Annotated in this window: 13 protein-coding genes; 9 read left to right on the forward strand and 4 right to left on the reverse strand. The window is 62.8% G+C overall.

The features are described from left to right. The first annotated feature begins 47 nt into the window (after positions 1-47). From ACP7DW_RS12995 to coaD, 6 genes are all read left to right on the forward strand, one after another. Positions 48-269 carry a helix-turn-helix domain-containing protein gene (locus ACP7DW_RS12995; protein ID WP_165829521.1) on the forward strand — a complete coding sequence of 74 codons (222 nt, stop codon included), beginning with the start codon at positions 48-50 and terminating at the stop codon, positions 267-269. A 160-nt stretch (positions 270-429) separates the two neighbouring features. Beyond that, positions 430-888, forward strand: coding sequence for an Hsp20 family protein (locus tag ACP7DW_RS13000; RefSeq protein ID WP_099762738.1), 459 nt, complete (start codon positions 430-432; stop codon positions 886-888). A 266-nt stretch (positions 889-1,154) separates the two neighbouring features. Beyond that, on the forward strand, positions 1,155-2,666 hold the full coding sequence (locus tag ACP7DW_RS13005) for a Do family serine endopeptidase (RefSeq protein ID WP_426055600.1): 1,512 nt from the start codon (positions 1,155-1,157) through the stop codon (positions 2,664-2,666). 31 nt (positions 2,667-2,697) lie between these two features. Further along, positions 2,698-3,357, forward strand: coding sequence for a response regulator (locus ACP7DW_RS13010; protein ID WP_010400558.1), 660 nt, complete (start codon positions 2,698-2,700; stop codon positions 3,355-3,357). A gap of 2 nt (positions 3,358-3,359) precedes the next feature. Further along, the gene (locus ACP7DW_RS13015; protein ID WP_099379071.1) at positions 3,360-4,694 is read left to right on the forward strand and encodes an ATP-binding protein; all 1,335 of its coding nucleotides are present in this window, start codon (positions 3,360-3,362) and stop codon (positions 4,692-4,694) included. Positions 4,695-4,788: 94 nt separating this feature from the next. Continuing rightward, entirely contained in the window at positions 4,789-5,934 is a 1,146-nt protein-coding gene (coaD, locus tag ACP7DW_RS13020) for a pantetheine-phosphate adenylyltransferase (RefSeq protein ID WP_426055599.1), read from the forward strand. Between the two features lie 6 nt (positions 5,935-5,940). Here the strand turns inward: coaD and ACP7DW_RS13025 are convergent, their stop codons facing one another. Together ACP7DW_RS13025 and ACP7DW_RS13030 are read right to left on the reverse strand one after the other, a co-directional pair. Next, the gene (locus ACP7DW_RS13025) at positions 5,941-6,537 is read right to left on the reverse strand and encodes a 2-hydroxychromene-2-carboxylate isomerase (RefSeq protein WP_426055598.1); all 597 of its coding nucleotides are present in this window, start codon (positions 6,535-6,537) and stop codon (positions 5,941-5,943) included. Positions 6,538-6,552: 15 nt separating this feature from the next. Next, on the reverse strand, positions 6,553-8,751 hold the full coding sequence (locus ACP7DW_RS13030; protein WP_426055597.1) for an OsmC domain/YcaO domain-containing protein: 2,199 nt from the start codon (positions 8,749-8,751) through the stop codon (positions 6,553-6,555). A 123-nt stretch (positions 8,752-8,874) separates the two neighbouring features. On the opposite strand from ACP7DW_RS13030, the gene ACP7DW_RS13035 reads away from it, so the two are divergent. After that, on the forward strand, positions 8,875-9,423 hold the full coding sequence (locus ACP7DW_RS13035) for a hypothetical protein (RefSeq protein ID WP_426055596.1): 549 nt from the start codon (positions 8,875-8,877) through the stop codon (positions 9,421-9,423). Positions 9,424-9,550: 127 nt separating this feature from the next. Next, on the forward strand, positions 9,551-9,940 hold the full coding sequence (locus tag ACP7DW_RS13040; protein WP_426055595.1) for a GNAT family N-acetyltransferase: 390 nt from the start codon (positions 9,551-9,553) through the stop codon (positions 9,938-9,940). A gap of 77 nt (positions 9,941-10,017) precedes the next feature. Here the strand turns inward: ACP7DW_RS13040 and ACP7DW_RS13045 are convergent, their stop codons facing one another. Beyond that, positions 10,018-12,420 (reverse strand): TonB-dependent receptor plug domain-containing protein, encoded by a 2,403-nt coding sequence (locus ACP7DW_RS13045; RefSeq protein ID WP_426055594.1) that lies wholly within the window; start codon positions 12,418-12,420, stop codon positions 10,018-10,020. 178 nt (positions 12,421-12,598) lie between these two features. Then, positions 12,599-13,384 (reverse strand): PhzF family phenazine biosynthesis protein, encoded by a 786-nt coding sequence (locus ACP7DW_RS13050; protein ID WP_426055593.1) that lies wholly within the window; start codon positions 13,382-13,384, stop codon positions 12,599-12,601. A 97-nt stretch (positions 13,385-13,481) separates the two neighbouring features. Here ACP7DW_RS13050 and ACP7DW_RS13055 point away from each other — a divergent pair, with 97 nt between their 5' ends. Then, complete coding sequence (locus ACP7DW_RS13055; protein WP_426055592.1) at positions 13,482-16,622, forward strand: error-prone DNA polymerase; 3,141 nt, start codon at positions 13,482-13,484, stop codon at positions 16,620-16,622. Positions 16,623-16,636: the final 14 nt, after the last annotated feature.

Here is a 16,636-nt window from a genome sequence, read left to right on the forward strand (position 1 = left end):
ACGCGGCAAGACCTTGCGCGATGCCAGCAGGGGCGGGGAGCCAGACCATGCATGAAAATATGCTCTCCGGCAACGTCGCCATGCAGCGCCTGACGCCGGCCGAGCGGCTGGTGGCGGCCATGGCCATGCGCGGCACGCCCTACAAATCCATCGCCCGCGCGCTCGACAAGTCGCCAGCCACCGTACGCAACCAGCTACATATGATTTACCGCAAGCTCGGCGTGAGCAACCGGACGGCGCTGTCCTGCGCCTTGCGCACCGACGACTAGAGTGCCGCGCGGCAAGCCTCCAACATATTCTCGCTACTGGGGCAAAAATCGTCTTTTTCAAGGCCTTGAAGGCCGCTTGATCGTCCTTAGATTGGTAGCAGGCGGATGCTCACGGTGAGGTCCGCCCCTCTTATCGCTTCATTTGAAAAGGATATTTATCATGCGTACTTTTGACCTTGCTCCCCTGTATCGTTCCGCCATTGGCTTTGACCGCCTGGCACAGCTACTCAATGAACAGCGCGCCGATGCGCAACCGAGCTATCCGCCGTACAACATCGAACTGGTATCTGAAGATAAATACCGCATCGTGATGGCATTGGCCGGCTTCTCGCGCGAAGAGATCGACATCATCACCGAACGCGACTCGCTGCACGTCACGGGCCGCAAGCAGAAAGATGGCGTCGAGCGCACGTTCTTGCACCGCGGCATCGCTGCCCGCGATTTCGAACAGCGTTTCCAGCTGGCCAACCACGTGAAGGTCACGGGCGCCACGTTTGAAAACGGCATGCTGACCATCGACCTGGTGCGTGAAGTGCCGGAAGCGCTGAAGCCGCGCAAGATCGAGATCGGCACCGGCAGCGACACTGTCAGCGTGCTGGAACAGCGCCAGGCAGCCTGATCTGAGCTGAGCTGACCGCGGCGCCCCTCGGGCGCCCGGGCAGCCAGGAGGGGAACCTCCCATGCAGTAAAATACTGGCCGGTTGATCCGGCCAGTGTCACGTCCAGGCCCTGCATGCCCCTCCATCGCCCGCCATGCGGCGCGCCAGATTAAGCGATGCTTAAAGGTGCCAACGCCTGTTTCCAAATGAAAAAATGTTAAGCACCGCCTAAGACTCGTGGCCCACTATTGCATACATCAAAATCTCATTGAATGAGGAGCAATTCATGGAACAGCAAACGAATACCACATCGCTGAAAATCAAACGCACCGTAGCCGCGCTGGCCGCGATCGGTGTGCTGGGCGCCGGTGGCGCCATGGTCATGCATCAGAATAATGCCGGCGCGAATACTGCCGCCCCCCCCGCCGCCCCCGTGGCTGCCGCTGTCGCGCCTGCCGCCAGCGCGCCGCTGGTGGCCTTGCCCGACTTTAGCCAGATCGCCGCGCGCAACAGCCCGGCCGTCGTCAACATCAGCGTCACGGGCAGCACCAAGGTGGCCTATGACCCATCGGCCCAGGCCGGCAACGACGACTTCGGCAACGATCCCTTCTTCGAATTCTTCCGCCGCTTCCAGGGTCCGCAAGGCGGCCAGCGCGGTGGCCGCGACGTGCCCACGCACGGCCTCGGTTCCGGCTTCATCGTCAGCCCGGACGGCATCATCATGACGAATGCCCACGTGGTGCGCGATGCGCGCGAAGTGACCGTCAAGCTCAACGACCGCCGCGAATTCCGCGCCAAGGTGCTGGGCACGGATCCGAAGACCGATATCGCCGTGCTGAAGATCGACGCCAACAACCTGCCCATCGTGCCGCTCGGCCATTCGAGCGACCTGAAAGTGGGCGAGTGGGTGCTGGCCATCGGTTCTCCTTATGGCTTTGACAGCACGGTGACGGCGGGCGTGGTCAGCGCCAAGGGCCGCTCGCTGCCCGACGACAGCAACGTGCCGTTCATCCAGACGGACGTGGCGGTGAACCCCGGCAACTCGGGTGGTCCGCTGTTCAATACACGCGGCGAAGTGGTCGGCATCAATTCGCAGATCTACAGCCAGACGGGCGGCTTCCAGGGCCTGTCGTTCGCCATCCCGATCGACCTGGCCGGCCGCATCAAGGACCAGATCGTCGCCACCGGCAAGGCCAGCCACGCCAAGCTGGGCGTGACGGTGCAGGAAGTCAACCAGGGCTTTGCCGACTCGTTCAAGCTGGCCACGCCGGAAGGCGCGCTGGTGGCCAACGTCGAGCGCGGCAGCCCGGCCGACAAGGCGGGCCTGAAGTCGGGCGACGTGGTGCGCAAGGTGAATGGCCAGCGCATCGTTGCCTCGGCAGACTTGCCGGCGCTGGTGGGCACGTCCTTGCCAGGCGACAAGATCAGCCTCGATGTCTGGCGTGACGGCAAGATCGTCAGCCTGACGGCAACGCTGGGCAATGCGGCCGACAAGGTGGCTGAAGTGGCGAAGAGCGACGGCGCGGCCGGCAAGGTAAAGCTGGGCCTGGCCCTGCGTCCGTTACAATCGGATGAAAAACGCGAGGCGGGCATCAGCGCCGGCCTGCTGGTGGAAGACGCCGGCGGTGCCGCCGCGAATGCCGGAGTGCAGCCGGGCGACGTGTTATTGTCGGTCAATGGCCGTCCCGTCAACACGGTCGAGCAAGTGCGCGACGTGGTGGAAAAATCCGCCAAGTCGGTGGCCTTGCTGATACAGCGCGGCCCCGACAAGATCTTCATCCCCGTGCGTTTGGGTTGAGTGCAAGAATAACGAAACAGAAAGGCAAGCCATGCGCTTATTGCTGGTAGAAGACGATACGATGATCGGCGAGGTGGTGCTCGATTTGCTGCGCGCCGAGCATTACGCGGTGGACTGGGTCAAGGATGGCGACATGGCCGACACGGCCCTGCAGACGCAGACCTATGACCTGGTGCTGCTGGACCTGGGCTTGCCGCGCAAGGATGGTCTCGATGTGCTGCGCTCGATGCGTCTGCGCAAGCTCGACACGCCGGTGCTGGTGGCCACGGCGCGCGACGCCGTCGAGCAGCGCATCGCCGGCCTCGACGCGGGCGCCGACGATTACGTCCTCAAGCCGTATGATCTCGACGAACTGCTGGCGCGCATACGTGCCCTGCTGCGGCGCGCCTCGGGGCGGCCGGAACCGATCTTCGAGCACCAGGGCGTCTCCATCAATCCGCTGACGCGCGAAGTGATCGCCGAGGGCCATCCCGTCAACCTGTCGGCGCGCGAGTGGGCCGTGCTGGAAGCGCTGATCGCCCGCCCGGGCATCGTGCTGTCGCGCGCGCAGCTGGAAGAAAAACTGTACAGCTGGAAGGATGAAGTCAACAGCAATGCCGTGGAAGTGTATATCCACGGCTTGCGCAAGAAGCTGGGCAGCGACTTGATCCAGAACGTGCGCGGCCTCGGTTACATGGTGCCCAAGGCATGAGGATGAAGGTCACGGTGACGCACTCGCTGCGCGGCCGCCTGCTGTGGTTTTTGCTGGCGGCCATCATCATGGCGGCCCTGGCGCAGGCCTCGATCGCCTACCGCAGCGCCCTGTACGACGCCGACCAGATCTTCGACTATCACATGCAGCAGATGGCCCTGTCGCTGCGCTCCGGCGCGCCGCTGGCCAACCATGCGCAAGCCTTGCCGGCCGACCCCGTCAACAACGACATGGTGGTGCAGGTGTGGACGCCGGACGGCGTGCAGGTGTTCCGCTCGATCACGCGCGCGGAATTGCCGCAGCGCGCCGTGCTGGGCTTTTCCAACGTGAAGGCGAACGGCACGACTTACCGCATCTTCTCCGTGCAAACCAGTTCCCAGACCGTGCAGATCGCGCAGGACATGGCCGTCAGGAAGCGTATGGCCGGCAGCCTCGCGCTGCGCACGGTGGGTCCCATCGCGCTGATGGCACCGATCCTGATGCTGGTCGTGTGGTGGGTGGTCAGCGGTTCGCTGGCGCCCGTCTCGCGCGTGCGCAAGCAGGTGGCGGCGCGCCAGGCGGACGATCTGTCGCCCGTCTCGGAAGCGGGCTTGCCCGATGAAGTGCGCCCGCTGGTGCATGAATTGAATTTGCTGTTCGGGCGCGTCAAAACGGCGTTCGACGCGCAGCAGCACTTTGTTGCCGACGCCGCGCATGAATTGCGCACGCCGCTGGCGGCGCTGAAACTGCAGGTACTCAGCCTGGAGCGGGCCGAATCGGAAGAAAAGCGCAGCCTGGCCATTTCCCGCGTGAGCGCCGGCATCGAGCGGGCCACGCGCCTGGTCGAGCAGTTGCTGGTGCTGGCCCGCCAGGAGGCGAGCGCCGCCAGCGGCGACCAGCTGCAGGCGGTGGACTTGAACGACGTCGTCAAGCGCGCGCTGGGCGACATGGCCGGCATCGCGCAGGCGCGCAAGATCGACCTGGGCCTGCACCACATGGACCCGGCCAAGGTGGCGGGGCAGGCCGACGCCCTCAACATCATGCTGCGCAACCTGGTCGACAATGCCATCAAGTACACGCCGCAGGGCGGCACGGTCGACATCGACCTGCGCGCCAGCCCCGTCGGCGTGACCTTGTCGGTGGAAGACAGCGGTCCCGGCATCCCGCCCGAGGAGCGCGAGCGCGTCTTCAGCCGCTTCTACCGCGTGCCCGGCACGGACGCCAACGGCAGCGGCCTGGGGCTGGCCATCATCAAGGCCATCGCCGAGCGCCACGGGGCGCGCCTGGTGCTGGACAAGTCCGAGCGCCTGGGCGGCCTATGCGTGCGCGTGGAATTCCCGCAAGCCGTGAAAAAATAACGTTTTGATCATGATCTTTGGCATGTTGCATTGACGCGCGCGCCGTGGCCCTATATTGTCTGCGAAACAAGCAGAACCAGACCACGGAGCGCACATGCAGAGAATCGGATTTTCAGGAACCCTCGACCCCATCACCAACGGCCACATGTGGGTGATCGGCGAAGCGCGTTCGCTCGCCGACGAGGTGATCGTCTTCCTGTCGCAAAACCCCGCCAAGAAGCCGCAATTTCCCGCCGAAGACCGCAAGCGCATCATTGAGCAGAGCGCGCGCGAGTGCGGCTGGGACAATGTCCAGGTGGTCATCGTCAAGGGCGACTACACGGCGCGCGCGGCGAAAAAGCATGGCTGCGACTACCTGATCCGCGGCATCCGCACGACGGCCGATTTCGACTATGAAAACCTGATCCAGCAAACCAATGTGGACGTGCTTGCTGGCGCCAAGACGATCTTCGTCATGCCGCCGCGCGACCTCGGCTCCGTCAGCTCCAGCTTCGTCAAGGCGCTGGAAGGCCCGGTGGGCTGGAACTGGACCATGAAAAAATTCGTCCCCGGTCCGGCCTACCACGCGTGGATACTCGACTGCCTGCGCAAGGAGTGGGAAGCGCTGTGGCATTACGCCACCGCTTCGCAAGCCGACGTCGCGCTGGCGGACCACTGGTTCGCGCACCTGACGGGACCGCAGGCATATGGCGGCGCGGACCGCCACTATCACAACCTCGACCACCTGGTACACGGCTTGTCCGAAATCCGCGTGTGGGCCGACAATACCTATGCGCCCAAACGCGACAGCGCGCTGGTCAAGAAGGCCTTCTGGTTCCACGACGCCGTCTACAGCCATGACGACGAGGCCCTGTATTCGAGCGAAGAGGCGAGCGCCCAGATGTGGCTGGCCAGCGGCCTCGATGCGGGCGACAACCAGGATGTGGCGCAATTGATACGCGCCACCGACCATTTCCAGGGCCCCGGCATCAGCCATGTGCTGAAGGACGCCATGCTCAGCGCCGACCTGGCCATCCTGGGGCAGGATGAAGAGGTATATCACGCCTACACGCAAGCCATCGGCCTTGAATATGCGCATGTGGACCCCGTGCGCTTCAAGCAGCAGCGGGGCCTGGCGCTGCAGCATTTATGCGGCAAGGCGCAGGCGGGCCAGCTGTTTGGCGATGCGTATTTCGCCGACCAGTACAACGCGCGGGCCATTGAAAACATGCAGAAGGAGATCGCGGCGCTGGCCGGTTGATGGCCGTCAGGCGCTGGCGGCGGCATGCGCCAGCGCATCGTCCAGCCGGTCGTTGCCCCAGAATAGTTCACCGTCACTGATGAAGCTGGGCGCGCCGAACAGGTTTAACGCTTGCGCCTGCTCAGTCTGGCGGCGCAGGCGCAGCTTGTTGTCCGGTGTCAACGCCAGCGCCACGATGGCGCGTGCATCGAGGCCCAGTTCCGCCAACACCTCGCTGACGGCCTCGAGGTTGTCGATATCGCGGTCCGCGGCGAAATTCATCGCCATCATGCGGCGCGCAAACGGCGCGATCCAGCCCTGGTCCGCGCCGACCATAGCTACGCGCATGGGCAGCAGGGCCGTGCGGGGGAAGGCGCCCGGTTGGCGCCACGGCAAGCCGTATTTTTCGCACTGGCGCGCCATGTCGCGCCACGTGTAGTCTCCCTTGATCTTTTGCAAGACGAAGGGCGAGGTCTTCCAGCCGAGCGCCTTGAAGACGACGCCCAGCAGGAAGGGTTTCCAGATGACCTGCACCTTCTTTTCACGCGCCAGCGCGTCGATGCGCATGGCGCTCAGATAGCTGTAGTTGCTGCCGAAATCGAACCAGAATTCCAGTGTGGCCATGGTGGCGCTCCCAAGTCAGGCGGCGGCCGCCTTGGCGCGCGCCGCGTGCAATTTCCTGAAGCTGTCGATCAGGCGCTGGTGCCGGTCGAGGCCTTCCAGTTGCATGCTGGTCGGCGTCAGGCCGAAGAAGCGCACGCTGCCGTCCACCGAACCCAGCACCGCGTCCATGCGGGCGTCGCCAAACATGCGGCGGAAATTGACGACGTAATCGTCCAGCTCCAGTTCGTCATCGAGTTCCACTTCCAGCACCACGTTCAAGGCTTGATAGAACAGTTTGCGTTCGAGCGTGTTGTCGTTGTACTGCAAGAAGGTTTCCACCAGCTCCTTCGCTTCCTCGAATTGCTGCAGAACCAGATGAATCAGCAGCTTCAGTTCCAGTGTCGTCAGCTGGCCCCACACCGTGTTTTCGTCAAACTCGATGCCGATCAGGGTGGCGATGTCGCCGTACTCGTCGAGCTCGCTGTTTTCCAGGCGCTCGAGCAAGTCTTCCAGGCTGGCATCATCCAGGCCGTGCAGGTTCAGGATGTCGGCGCGGAACAGCAGCGCCTTGTTGGTGTTGTCCCAGATTAAATCTTCGACCGGATACACTTCCGAATAACCGGGCACGAGGATGCGGCAGGCGGTGGCACCCAGCTGGTCGTACTCGGCCGTGTACACTTCCTTGCCCATGCCGGCGAGGATGCCGAACAGGGTCGCCGCTTCCTCGGCATTCGAGTTTTCGCCGTGGCCGGAAAAATCCCACTCGACAAAATCGTAATCGGCTTTCGCGCTGAAGAAGCGCCACGAGACGATGCCGCTCGAATCGATGAAGTGTTCGACGAAGTTGTTCGGCTCGGTGACGGCTTCGCTGGCAAACGTCGGCTGCGGCAAGTCGTTCAAGCCTTCGAAGCTGCGCCCCTGCAGCAATTCCGTCAGGCTGCGCTCGAGCGCCACTTCCAGGCTAGGGTGCGCGCCGAACGAGGCAAACACGCCGCCCGTGCGCGGGTTCATCAGCGTGACGCACATCACCGGATACACGCCGCCCAGCGACGCATCTTTGACCAGTACGGGAAAGCCTTGCTCTTCCAATCCGGCGATGCCGGCCAGGATGCCCGGGTATTTCGCCAGCACGTCCTGCGGCACGTCGGGCAGGGCGATTTCGCCTTCGATGATTTCGCGCTTGACGGCCCGCTCAAAAATTTCCGACAGACATTGCACCTGTGCTTCGACCAGGGTATTGCCGGCGCTCATGCCATTGCTGACGTACAGGTTTTCGATCAGGTTGGACGGGAAATACACGACCTCGCCATCGGACTGGCGCACATACGGCAGCGAGCAGATGCCGCGCTCCGCATTGCCGGAGTTGGTGTCGACCAGGTGCGAGCCACGCAGCTCGCCATCGGGGTTGTAGATCTCCAGGCTGTACGCATCGAGGATTTCCTTCGGCAGCGTATCCTTGCGGCCCGGCTTGAACCAGCGCTCGTTCGGGTAATGGACAAAGTCCGCGTTGGCGATGTCCTGGCCCCAGAACGATCCGGCGTAGAAATGGTTGTTGCTGAGCCGTTCGATATACTCGCCCAGGGCCGACGCCAGCGCGCTTTCCTTGGTCGCGCCCTTGCCGTTGGTAAAGCACATGGGCGAATGCGCGTCGCGGATATGCAGCGACCACACGTTGGGAATGATGTTGCGCCACGAGGCGATTTCAATCTTGATGCCCAGGCCCGCCAGCAGGCCCGACATGTTGGCGATGGTCTGTTCCAGCGGCAAATCCTTGCCCACGATATAGGTATTCGCGCCCGGGGCCGGATTCAGGGCCAGCAAGGCCTGCGCATCGGCGTCCAGGTTCGCGACTTCTTCAATGACGAACTCCGGCCCCGCTTGCACCACTTTCTTCACCGTGCAACGGTCGATCGAGCGCAGGATGCCCTGGCGGTCCTTGGCCGAGATATCGGCCGGCAACTCGACCTGGATCTTGAAAATCTGCTGGTAACGGTTTTCCGGATCGACGATATTGTTTTGCGACAGGCGGATATTCTCAGTGGAAATATTGCGCGTATCGCAATACAATTTCACGAAGTACGCCGCGCACAGTGCCGATGATGCCAAAAAGTAATCGAACGGGCCAGGCGCCGAGCCATCGCCTTTATAGCGGATGGGCTGGTCGGCGATGACGGTAAAATCGTCGAACTTGGCTTCGAGACGCAGCTTGTCGAGAAAGTTGACTTTAATTTCCATGAGGTAATCCAATACTGTGCTTATGAGTTAGCCGCTATTATCCGTGCTTTCCGCCGCAGGGCAAAGATTGTTCACTGCGGCCGTGCTGAACAGACTGATAAATATGCGAGGTGATCTGACTACATGCGAATAACACTGATGCGTCACGGCGAGCCTAGCCTCGCCAAGGGGGGCTGGATAGCGCCCAAGCAAATGGGAGCGTGGATTGATCGCTACAACCAATCGCTCATCAAAGACAATGGCATACCTGCAGAGTGCGCCATGGCGGCGCTATCGGCGTCGACTATCGTGGCCAGCACGGCACCGAGGGCATGCTCGTCGGCCAGGGCACTGGGTGACTTGCCGTTCATGCAAGAGGCGATTTTTACCGAGGCCGGGCTGCCTTTTGCGCTCTGGAGAGCACCTTGGCTGCCGCCTGCAGCCTGGGCAGCGATTTTTCGCCTGCTCTGGTTGTTCGGTTATGCGCGCGGAGCCGATTCGCTGACGCTAAGCCGGCGGCGCGCCAGGGCTGCCGCCGAGCGGCTTGTCGCGCTGGCAGCCAAGGGGCCTGTGCTGCTGGTCGGACATGGCATCATGAATCGCCTGATCGGCAAGGAGTTGCAGGCATTGGGTTGGCTTGCCAGCAACAGGCAAGGCAGCCGGTACTGGAGCATGGGCGTGTATGAGTTGTGAAAATGAGCTGTGAAACTGGTGGGGCGTGGATCGATACAATAGATGTTGATGTCGTCGAAACGCTTGGACCTTCCCATGGCGAAGGTCAGCGCCGTCCATATGAGAGATCGTGCCGATGCAAATTTCCATGAATGATGTGATCGCTGAGCAAGAAGTGATAGCCATCTACAAGGCCAATCACTGGTCGTCCGCAGAAAAACCAAAAGAATTGATGGCCGCGCTGCGCAATTCCCACAGCCTGGTGACGGCCCGCGCAGCTGGAAAATTAATTGGTATCGGCAATGCCATTTCCGATGGCCACCTGGTGGTCTACTTCCCGCATATGCTCGTCGATCCGATGGCGCAAGGCCAAGGCGTGGGCAGGAGGATGATGGCGGCCATGCTGGAAAAATACGCAGGGTTTCACCAACAAATGCTGACAGCGGACGGCAAGGCCATCGCGTTCTACGAATCCGTGGGCTTCGTGCGCGCGGGAAAAACAGAGCCCATGTGGATCTATGCAGGCGATGAGCACTGAATGGTGATGCCGACATAAAAACCAGCGGCTGCCCGTACTGGCGCAGCCGCTGTTTTTATGCGAAGAGTGAGTTCAGATCAGAACTTCACCCACAAGCGGCCAAAGTAGGACGCGCCGTTCAGGCCGAACTGTACGCTGTCGTACTTGAAACCGTTGTCCGTCTCGTCCGCGTTTTGCGTGGTGGGCTTGACGTTGAAGATGTTGTTGCCACCGAAAGTGAGCTTGGTGTTCTTGTTGATGCTGTAGGTGAAGCTCAGGTCGGCCGAGGTCTTGGCCGCGTAGCGGGCGTTCGGTACGCCTTCAGCCGTGCCGCTGAAGGTACCCAGGGTTTGCGGGCCAAAGTAGATGATGCGCAGGTCCGATTCCAGCTTGCCCGTGATGTAGTCGAAGCCCAGAGTGGCTTTCGCGCGCGGGCCGCCCTGTTCGATGAACAGGCGTTCGCGCTCGGACAGCAAGACATCCTCGAAGCCCGTCAGCGAGGCGGGCGTCTTGACTTTCGTCACTTCCGTTTTGCTCAAGTTCAAGGCCAGGAAGGTGTTCAGGCGGTTGCCGGCCAGTTCACCCTTGTGCGAGGCCGTCAGGTCCAGTCCCCGCGTGCGCGTGTCGATGGAGTTGACGAAGAATTGCGCCTCGCCCACGCCCAACAGGGCCAGGCGCGCCGCCAGGTCCGGATAGTTGTCGGCATTGAAGCGGCCCGACAGCACGATGCGGTCCTTGATCTTGATGTTGTACAGGTCGGCCGTGACGGAAATGGCTTGCGTCGGCGTCCAGGTGGTGCCAAACGTGAAGCTGGTGGATTTTTCCTCTTTCAACTTGGGAATGCCGGCCGCGTTGGCGACGGCGCCGCCGTTCGGCGCCAGTACCACGTCGGTGGGCACGCCGCCGATGAAGTCGGTGAAGGTGGACGAGAAATACACTTGCTGCAACGACGGCGCGCGGAAGCCCGTGCTGGCCGAGCCGCGCAGCAGCACATTGGGTGCCACTTTATAGCTGGCGGCCAGCTTGCCCGTCACGGTGGAGCCGAAATCGCTGAATTTTTCATAGCGCAGGGCAGCCTGGGTTTTCAGGCGATCCGTCCAGTCCAGTTCCACGTCGCCATACGCGGCGATGCTGTGGCGTTTGGCCTTGGTGGCGTCGCCGGGCTGGAAGCCGGGAAAGCCCTGGCTGCCCGCATTGCCGCCCACGCCCACGCCGTCGGCGTCGCTGTAGGAGCCCGGTTCGCCGGCCATGATCTTGTATTCCTCGCTGCGGTATTCGGCGCCGAAGGCCACGTTCATGCCGCTCATCACCGTGTCGTAGTAGCGGCTGAAATCGGCGTTGCTGGTCAGCTGCTGGAACGAGAAGCCGCCCGCGTCGTAGCTGCTGGCGCTGACGCCCTTGCCACCGTTCATCAGGTCGAGGTTGGCGATCGAGGCGTTCAGGGTATGGCTGATGTCGTAGCGCATCTTGTTGTAGCCATAGGTTTGCGAAAAGTCAGCATGCCATTCGCCGATCTGGCTGCGGTGGCCGACGGTGGCGTACTGGTCGTCGATCTTGCCGTTAATGAAGGGTACGAAGCCATTCGGATACATGGCGGCCGAATTGCGCGACGGAATGTCGTCGCTGCCGATGCCGCCGCGACCGAACGCGGCGCTCGACGCATCGCGCGTCTGCGCGCCGGCCGTGAAGTACAGCTTGCCCGTGCCGCTGGTGGCGTAGTCGCCATTCAGGTACAGCGTCTTGTTTTGCGATTTGGTGTCGCCGATGATGCGCATGCTGTCCGCGTCGGCGCGGTTCGAGCGGCCCCGGTCCAGGTATTCGCCCGTGATGGCCAAGGTGCCCTTGTCGCCCAGCGCGATGCCGCAATAGGCGGAGGTCATGTAATTCTTGCCGTCGCCTTCGGAATACTGGCTGTAGCCGGCCACCGCTTCGCAGCCCAGGCTTTTCTTCAGTTCGATGTCGATCACGCCGGCAATGGCGTCCGAGCCGTACTGGGCGGCGGCGCCGTCGCGCAGCACTTGCACGTTCTTGATTGCCAGCAAAGGAATCGCATTCATGTCCGTGCCCGTGTTGCCGCGGTTGCGCGCGCCGAACAGGTTGACCAGGGCCGTCGTGTGGCGCCGCTTGCCATTCACCAGCACGAGCGTCTGGTCGGAACCGAGGCCGCGCAGGGCGGCCGAATCGACCAGGTCGGCCCCGTCGGCGCCCGTCTGGCGCGTGGAGTTGAACGAGGGCGAGATGTATTGCAGCGATTGCGCCAGGTCAAACTGACCGCCTTGCTCGGCGACTCTGGAAATCGGGATGATATCGACCGGCACCATTGTGTCGGTGGCGGAACTGGCGACCCGGCGCGAGCCGACCACGCTGACCGTTTGCACGGGACCGTCCGTGGCTCCCGCTTCCGTGCTCTGGGCCATGGCGGCGGGAGTGAATGCGGCCAGGGCGGCGCTGCCGTACAGGCTGATGAGGATGGCTTTACGCAAGGTGGTGAGGGTCGGCACGCAGTATCTCCAAGTGGCTGATGAGCAAAAATTCGTGACTTGATTCTAGTGCCATCATTTCGGCATTCACCAGCGATACTTTGTTTTGTTATTACAAATTCGCTGTAACTGTTGTTTCCTGGTTGATTATCTTTTGGCCACCGCCCGGCTTGCCTTATGCTGGTGCAGCATGCACCATTCAGGTGCTGCGTTGCACCATGCCGCCCACCCAGATTGCCTGCGCGCTGTATTGCACCTCGATCAGACACGGTTGCTGCGTCACGTGGCCCTGATGCAGGCGCAGCGACTGCTGTCGGTGCGCTGACAGCGCGCCCGCCGCCACGCCCGTGGCGCTGTCTTCCAGCGCCGGGTCGAGGTGGTTGAAGTTGCGCCCTTCAAACTCGTGTTCGCCCGTGCGGCAATACGCATAGCAGCCATTGACCTGATGCAAGGCGCTCCAGTCGGCGATCAGTTCCAGGTTCGGCCGCAGCGCGCGCAGGGTGGTGCTGTCGGCCACTTCCAGCAGCAGCTTCGGGCTGCCGACCGAGGCGATGACGGGCGGCGACAGCAAGTGCATGTGCTGGCCCATGAGTTCAGACGGCACATATTTTTCCAGCATGACGGCCGGCGCCGGCTGCGGCGCCAGGCCGATGAATAATCCCTCTGCGCGGCGCACCAGCTGCAGGGCTTGCCCATGCATGGCGGTTGTCACCGTCAGCGCCGCCGGGTCGCCGGGCGCCGTCAGCAGCACATGCGCGGCGGCCAGGGTGGCGTGCAGGCACAGGGGGCTGCGCGTGTGCGGATAAAAATAGTCGAGCACGATGGCGCCGTTCGCTTGCCGGTCGATGAAGACGCAGGCGCTGACCTGGCGTTCGCGGGCGAAGGACTGGCGCGCCGTTTCGCTGCCATGGTCGTTTTCCACGACCAGCGCCGCATTGCCGCCACCGGGTGCGGCGCCGAAACATTGTAATAAGTGGACGATCATGGCGGTCGAGATAAAAGGTAAAACCCCAGCATAACTGAGATGGCCGTTTTCAGATGAGTATAATATACTGTGTTTATATACAGTATTGAGGTAGATCATGTGGGGCGCAGTCTTACCCGAGTATGCTGAGTTGTACTGCCTGAGCAATTTCAGCTTCCTGCATGGCGCCTCGCATGCGGAAGAGCTGGTGGCACGTTCTGTCCAGCTCGGTTACAAGGCGCTGGCGATTACCGACGAGTGCTCGCTGGCCGGCGTCGTGCGCGCCCATGCGGTGGCCAAGCGGGCCGGCTTTCCCCTGATTATCGGCGCGCATTTTCATTTGACGCGGGCCGACGGCGGCGCGGCCTTGTCCCTGCTGGCGCTGGTGCGCGATATCGATGGTTACGGCAACTTGTCGGAACTGATCACCATGGCGCGCACGCGGTCGGCCAAGGGGCGTTATCTGCTGACGCTTGACGATTTCAGCGCGCCATCGGCGCAGTTTGCCCATTTGCGGGGGCTGCCCGGCTGCCTGATGATCTTGCTGCCCAGCTATCCGGCCCAGCCGGAAAGCGTGCGCGCGCAGGGTGCGTGGATGGCGTCCACCTTTGGCAGCGAGCGCAGCTGGATCGGCCTGAACCTGCTGCAGCGGGCGCAGGATGACGCGCACCGCAGTGCCGTGCAAGAGGCGGCGCAGGCGCTGGGCTTGCCCGTGGTGGCCGTCGGCCATGTGTGCATGCACGTGCGTTCGCGCAAACCCTTGCTCGACACCCTGTGCGCCATCCGCGTGGGTAAACCCGTGGGCGAGTGCGGCTATGCGCTGGCGCAAAATGCGGAGCAGCATCTGCGTGCGCGCTTGCGCCTGGCCAATGTGTATCCGCCGCAAGCGCTGGCGGAAACCGTGCGCATCGCGGGGCTGTGTACGTTCTCCCTCGACAGCCTGCGTTATGACTATCCCGACGAACTGGTGCCGCACGGCCACACGCCGGCGACCTATTTGCGCGAGGAAACCTATGCGGGCGCGCGCATCCGCTTTCCATTGGGTATTCCCGCCAACGTGCAGCAGCAGATCGAGCAGGAGCTGGAACTGATCGCCGAGCTGTCGTATGAAGCGTATTTTTTGACCGTCTACGATATCGTGCGCTTTGCGCGCGCGCACAACATCCTGTGCCAGGGGCGCGGCTCGGCCGCCAATTCGGCCGTCTGCTATTGCCTGCACATCACGGAAGTGGACCCGGCGCGCGGCAATTGTCTGGTCGGGCGTTTCATGTCGCGCGAGCGCAACGAGCCGCCCGACATCGACGTCGATTTCGAGCACCAGCGGCGCGAAGAGGTCATTCAATATATCTATGGCAAATATGGGCGCGAGCGGGCCGCGCTGGCGGCCGTGGTGATCAGCTACCGGCCCAAGAGCGCCTTGCGCGACAGCGGCCGGGCGCTGGGGATCGACCTGGCCATCGTGGAAAAGGTGGCCAAGGCGCATCGCTGGTTCGACGGCAAGCACGATCTGCTGGAGCGCCTGGCCGAATGCGGGCTCGACCCGGAAGCGGCATTGTCGCAGCAGTGGGCTGGCCTGGCGCAGCAGTTGCTGGGTTTTCCGCGCCACCTGTCGCAGCATCCGGGCGGCTTTGTCATCGCTCAGGGAAAATTGTCGCGCCTGGTGCCGATCGAAAACGCCAGCATGGTCGAGCGCAGCGTCATCGAGTGGGACAAGAACGACCTGGAGGAGCTGGGCTTGATGAAGGTCGACGTGCTGGCGCTGGGCATGCTGTCGGCCTTGCGCCGCGCCCTGGAACTGGTCAGTGTGCGGCGCGGCGAGGAATTTCGTTTGCAGGATATTCCTGCCGAAGACCCCGCCACCTACGACATGATGTGCCAGGCCGACACCATCGGCGTGTTCCAGATCGAGTCGCGCGCGCAGATGAGCATGTTGCCGCGCCTGCGTCCGCGCCAATTCTATGACCTCGTCATCGAGGTGGCGCTGGTGCGCCCCGGCCCCATCCAGGGCGGCATGGTGCATCCGTATTTGCAGCGGCGCCAGAAAAAGGAGCCGGTCGACTATCCGAAGGGCCTGGAAAAGGCGCTGGGGCGCACCCTGGGCATCCCGATTTTCCAGGAGCAAGTGATGCAGGTGGCCATCATCGCCGCCGATTTCACGCCCGGTGAGGCGGATCAGTTGCGGCGCGCCATGGCGGCCTGGAAACGCAAGGGCGGCATGAACAATTACCATGACCGCATCGTCGATGCCATGGTCGACAATGGTTATGACAAGGAGTTTGCCGAGGCCATCTTCAGCCAGATCGAGGGCTTTGGGGAATACGGTTTTCCCGAGTCGCACGCGGCCAGTTTCGCCCTGCTGACGTACGCCAGTTCCTGGCTGAAATGCCATGAACCGGCCGCCTTTCTGTGCGCCTTGCTCAATAGCCAGCCCATGGGCTTTTACAGTCCCTCGCAACTGGTGCAGGATGGTCGCCGCCATGGCGTGCCCGTGCTGCCCGTCGATGTGGCCGTCAGCGGCTGGGAAGCGGCATTGGAAGAAGAGATGGGCGCCGCGCCCGCCGTGCGCCTGGGCTTGAACAGCCTGTTCGGCATGCGCGCCGAGGCGGCACAACGCATCGAGGATGCGCGCGCCATCGCCGCCTTCATAGACGTATCTGACCTGGCGCGGCGTGGCGGTCTGGATCGTCATGATTTGCAGGTGCTGGCCGCCGGCAACGCGCTGCACGCGCTGGCCGGCCACCGGCGCGAGGCGCTGTGGCAGGCGGCCGGCGCCGTGCCCGACAGGGATTTGTTGCGCATCACCACGCAAGAGGAAGACCTGCCCGTGCTGGCCGCGCCCACGGAAGGCGAGGGCATCGTCAGCGATTACCGTTCGCAAGGCCTGACCCTAGGGCGCCACCCGCTGGCGCTGCTGCGCGCACAGTTGCTGGAGCAGCGCTTTCTGCCCGCATCCGCGCTGGCCAGCTACACGCATGGCCAGCTGGCGCGCGCCTGCGGCATCGTCACCGTGCGCCAGCGGCCGGGCACGGCCAAGGGCGTGATCTTCATGACACTGGAAGACGAGACAGGCACGGTCAACGTCATCGTCTGGCCGGACCTTGTGGAAAGCCAGCGGCGCGAAGTACTGAGCGCGCCGCTGCTGGGCGTGTACGGCGTGTGGCAAAGGGAAGGCATCGTGCGCAACCTGGTGGCCAAGCGCCTGGTCGATATGTCGCATCTGCTGGGGCGGTTGAGGACCAGCAGCCGCGATTTCTGTTGAAAGTTGCCGGCGGG

It is taken from the genome of Janthinobacterium sp. PSRC1-1, assembly GCF_049897525.1.
GTDB lineage: Bacteria > Pseudomonadota > Gammaproteobacteria > Burkholderiales > Burkholderiaceae_D > Janthinobacterium > Janthinobacterium tructae.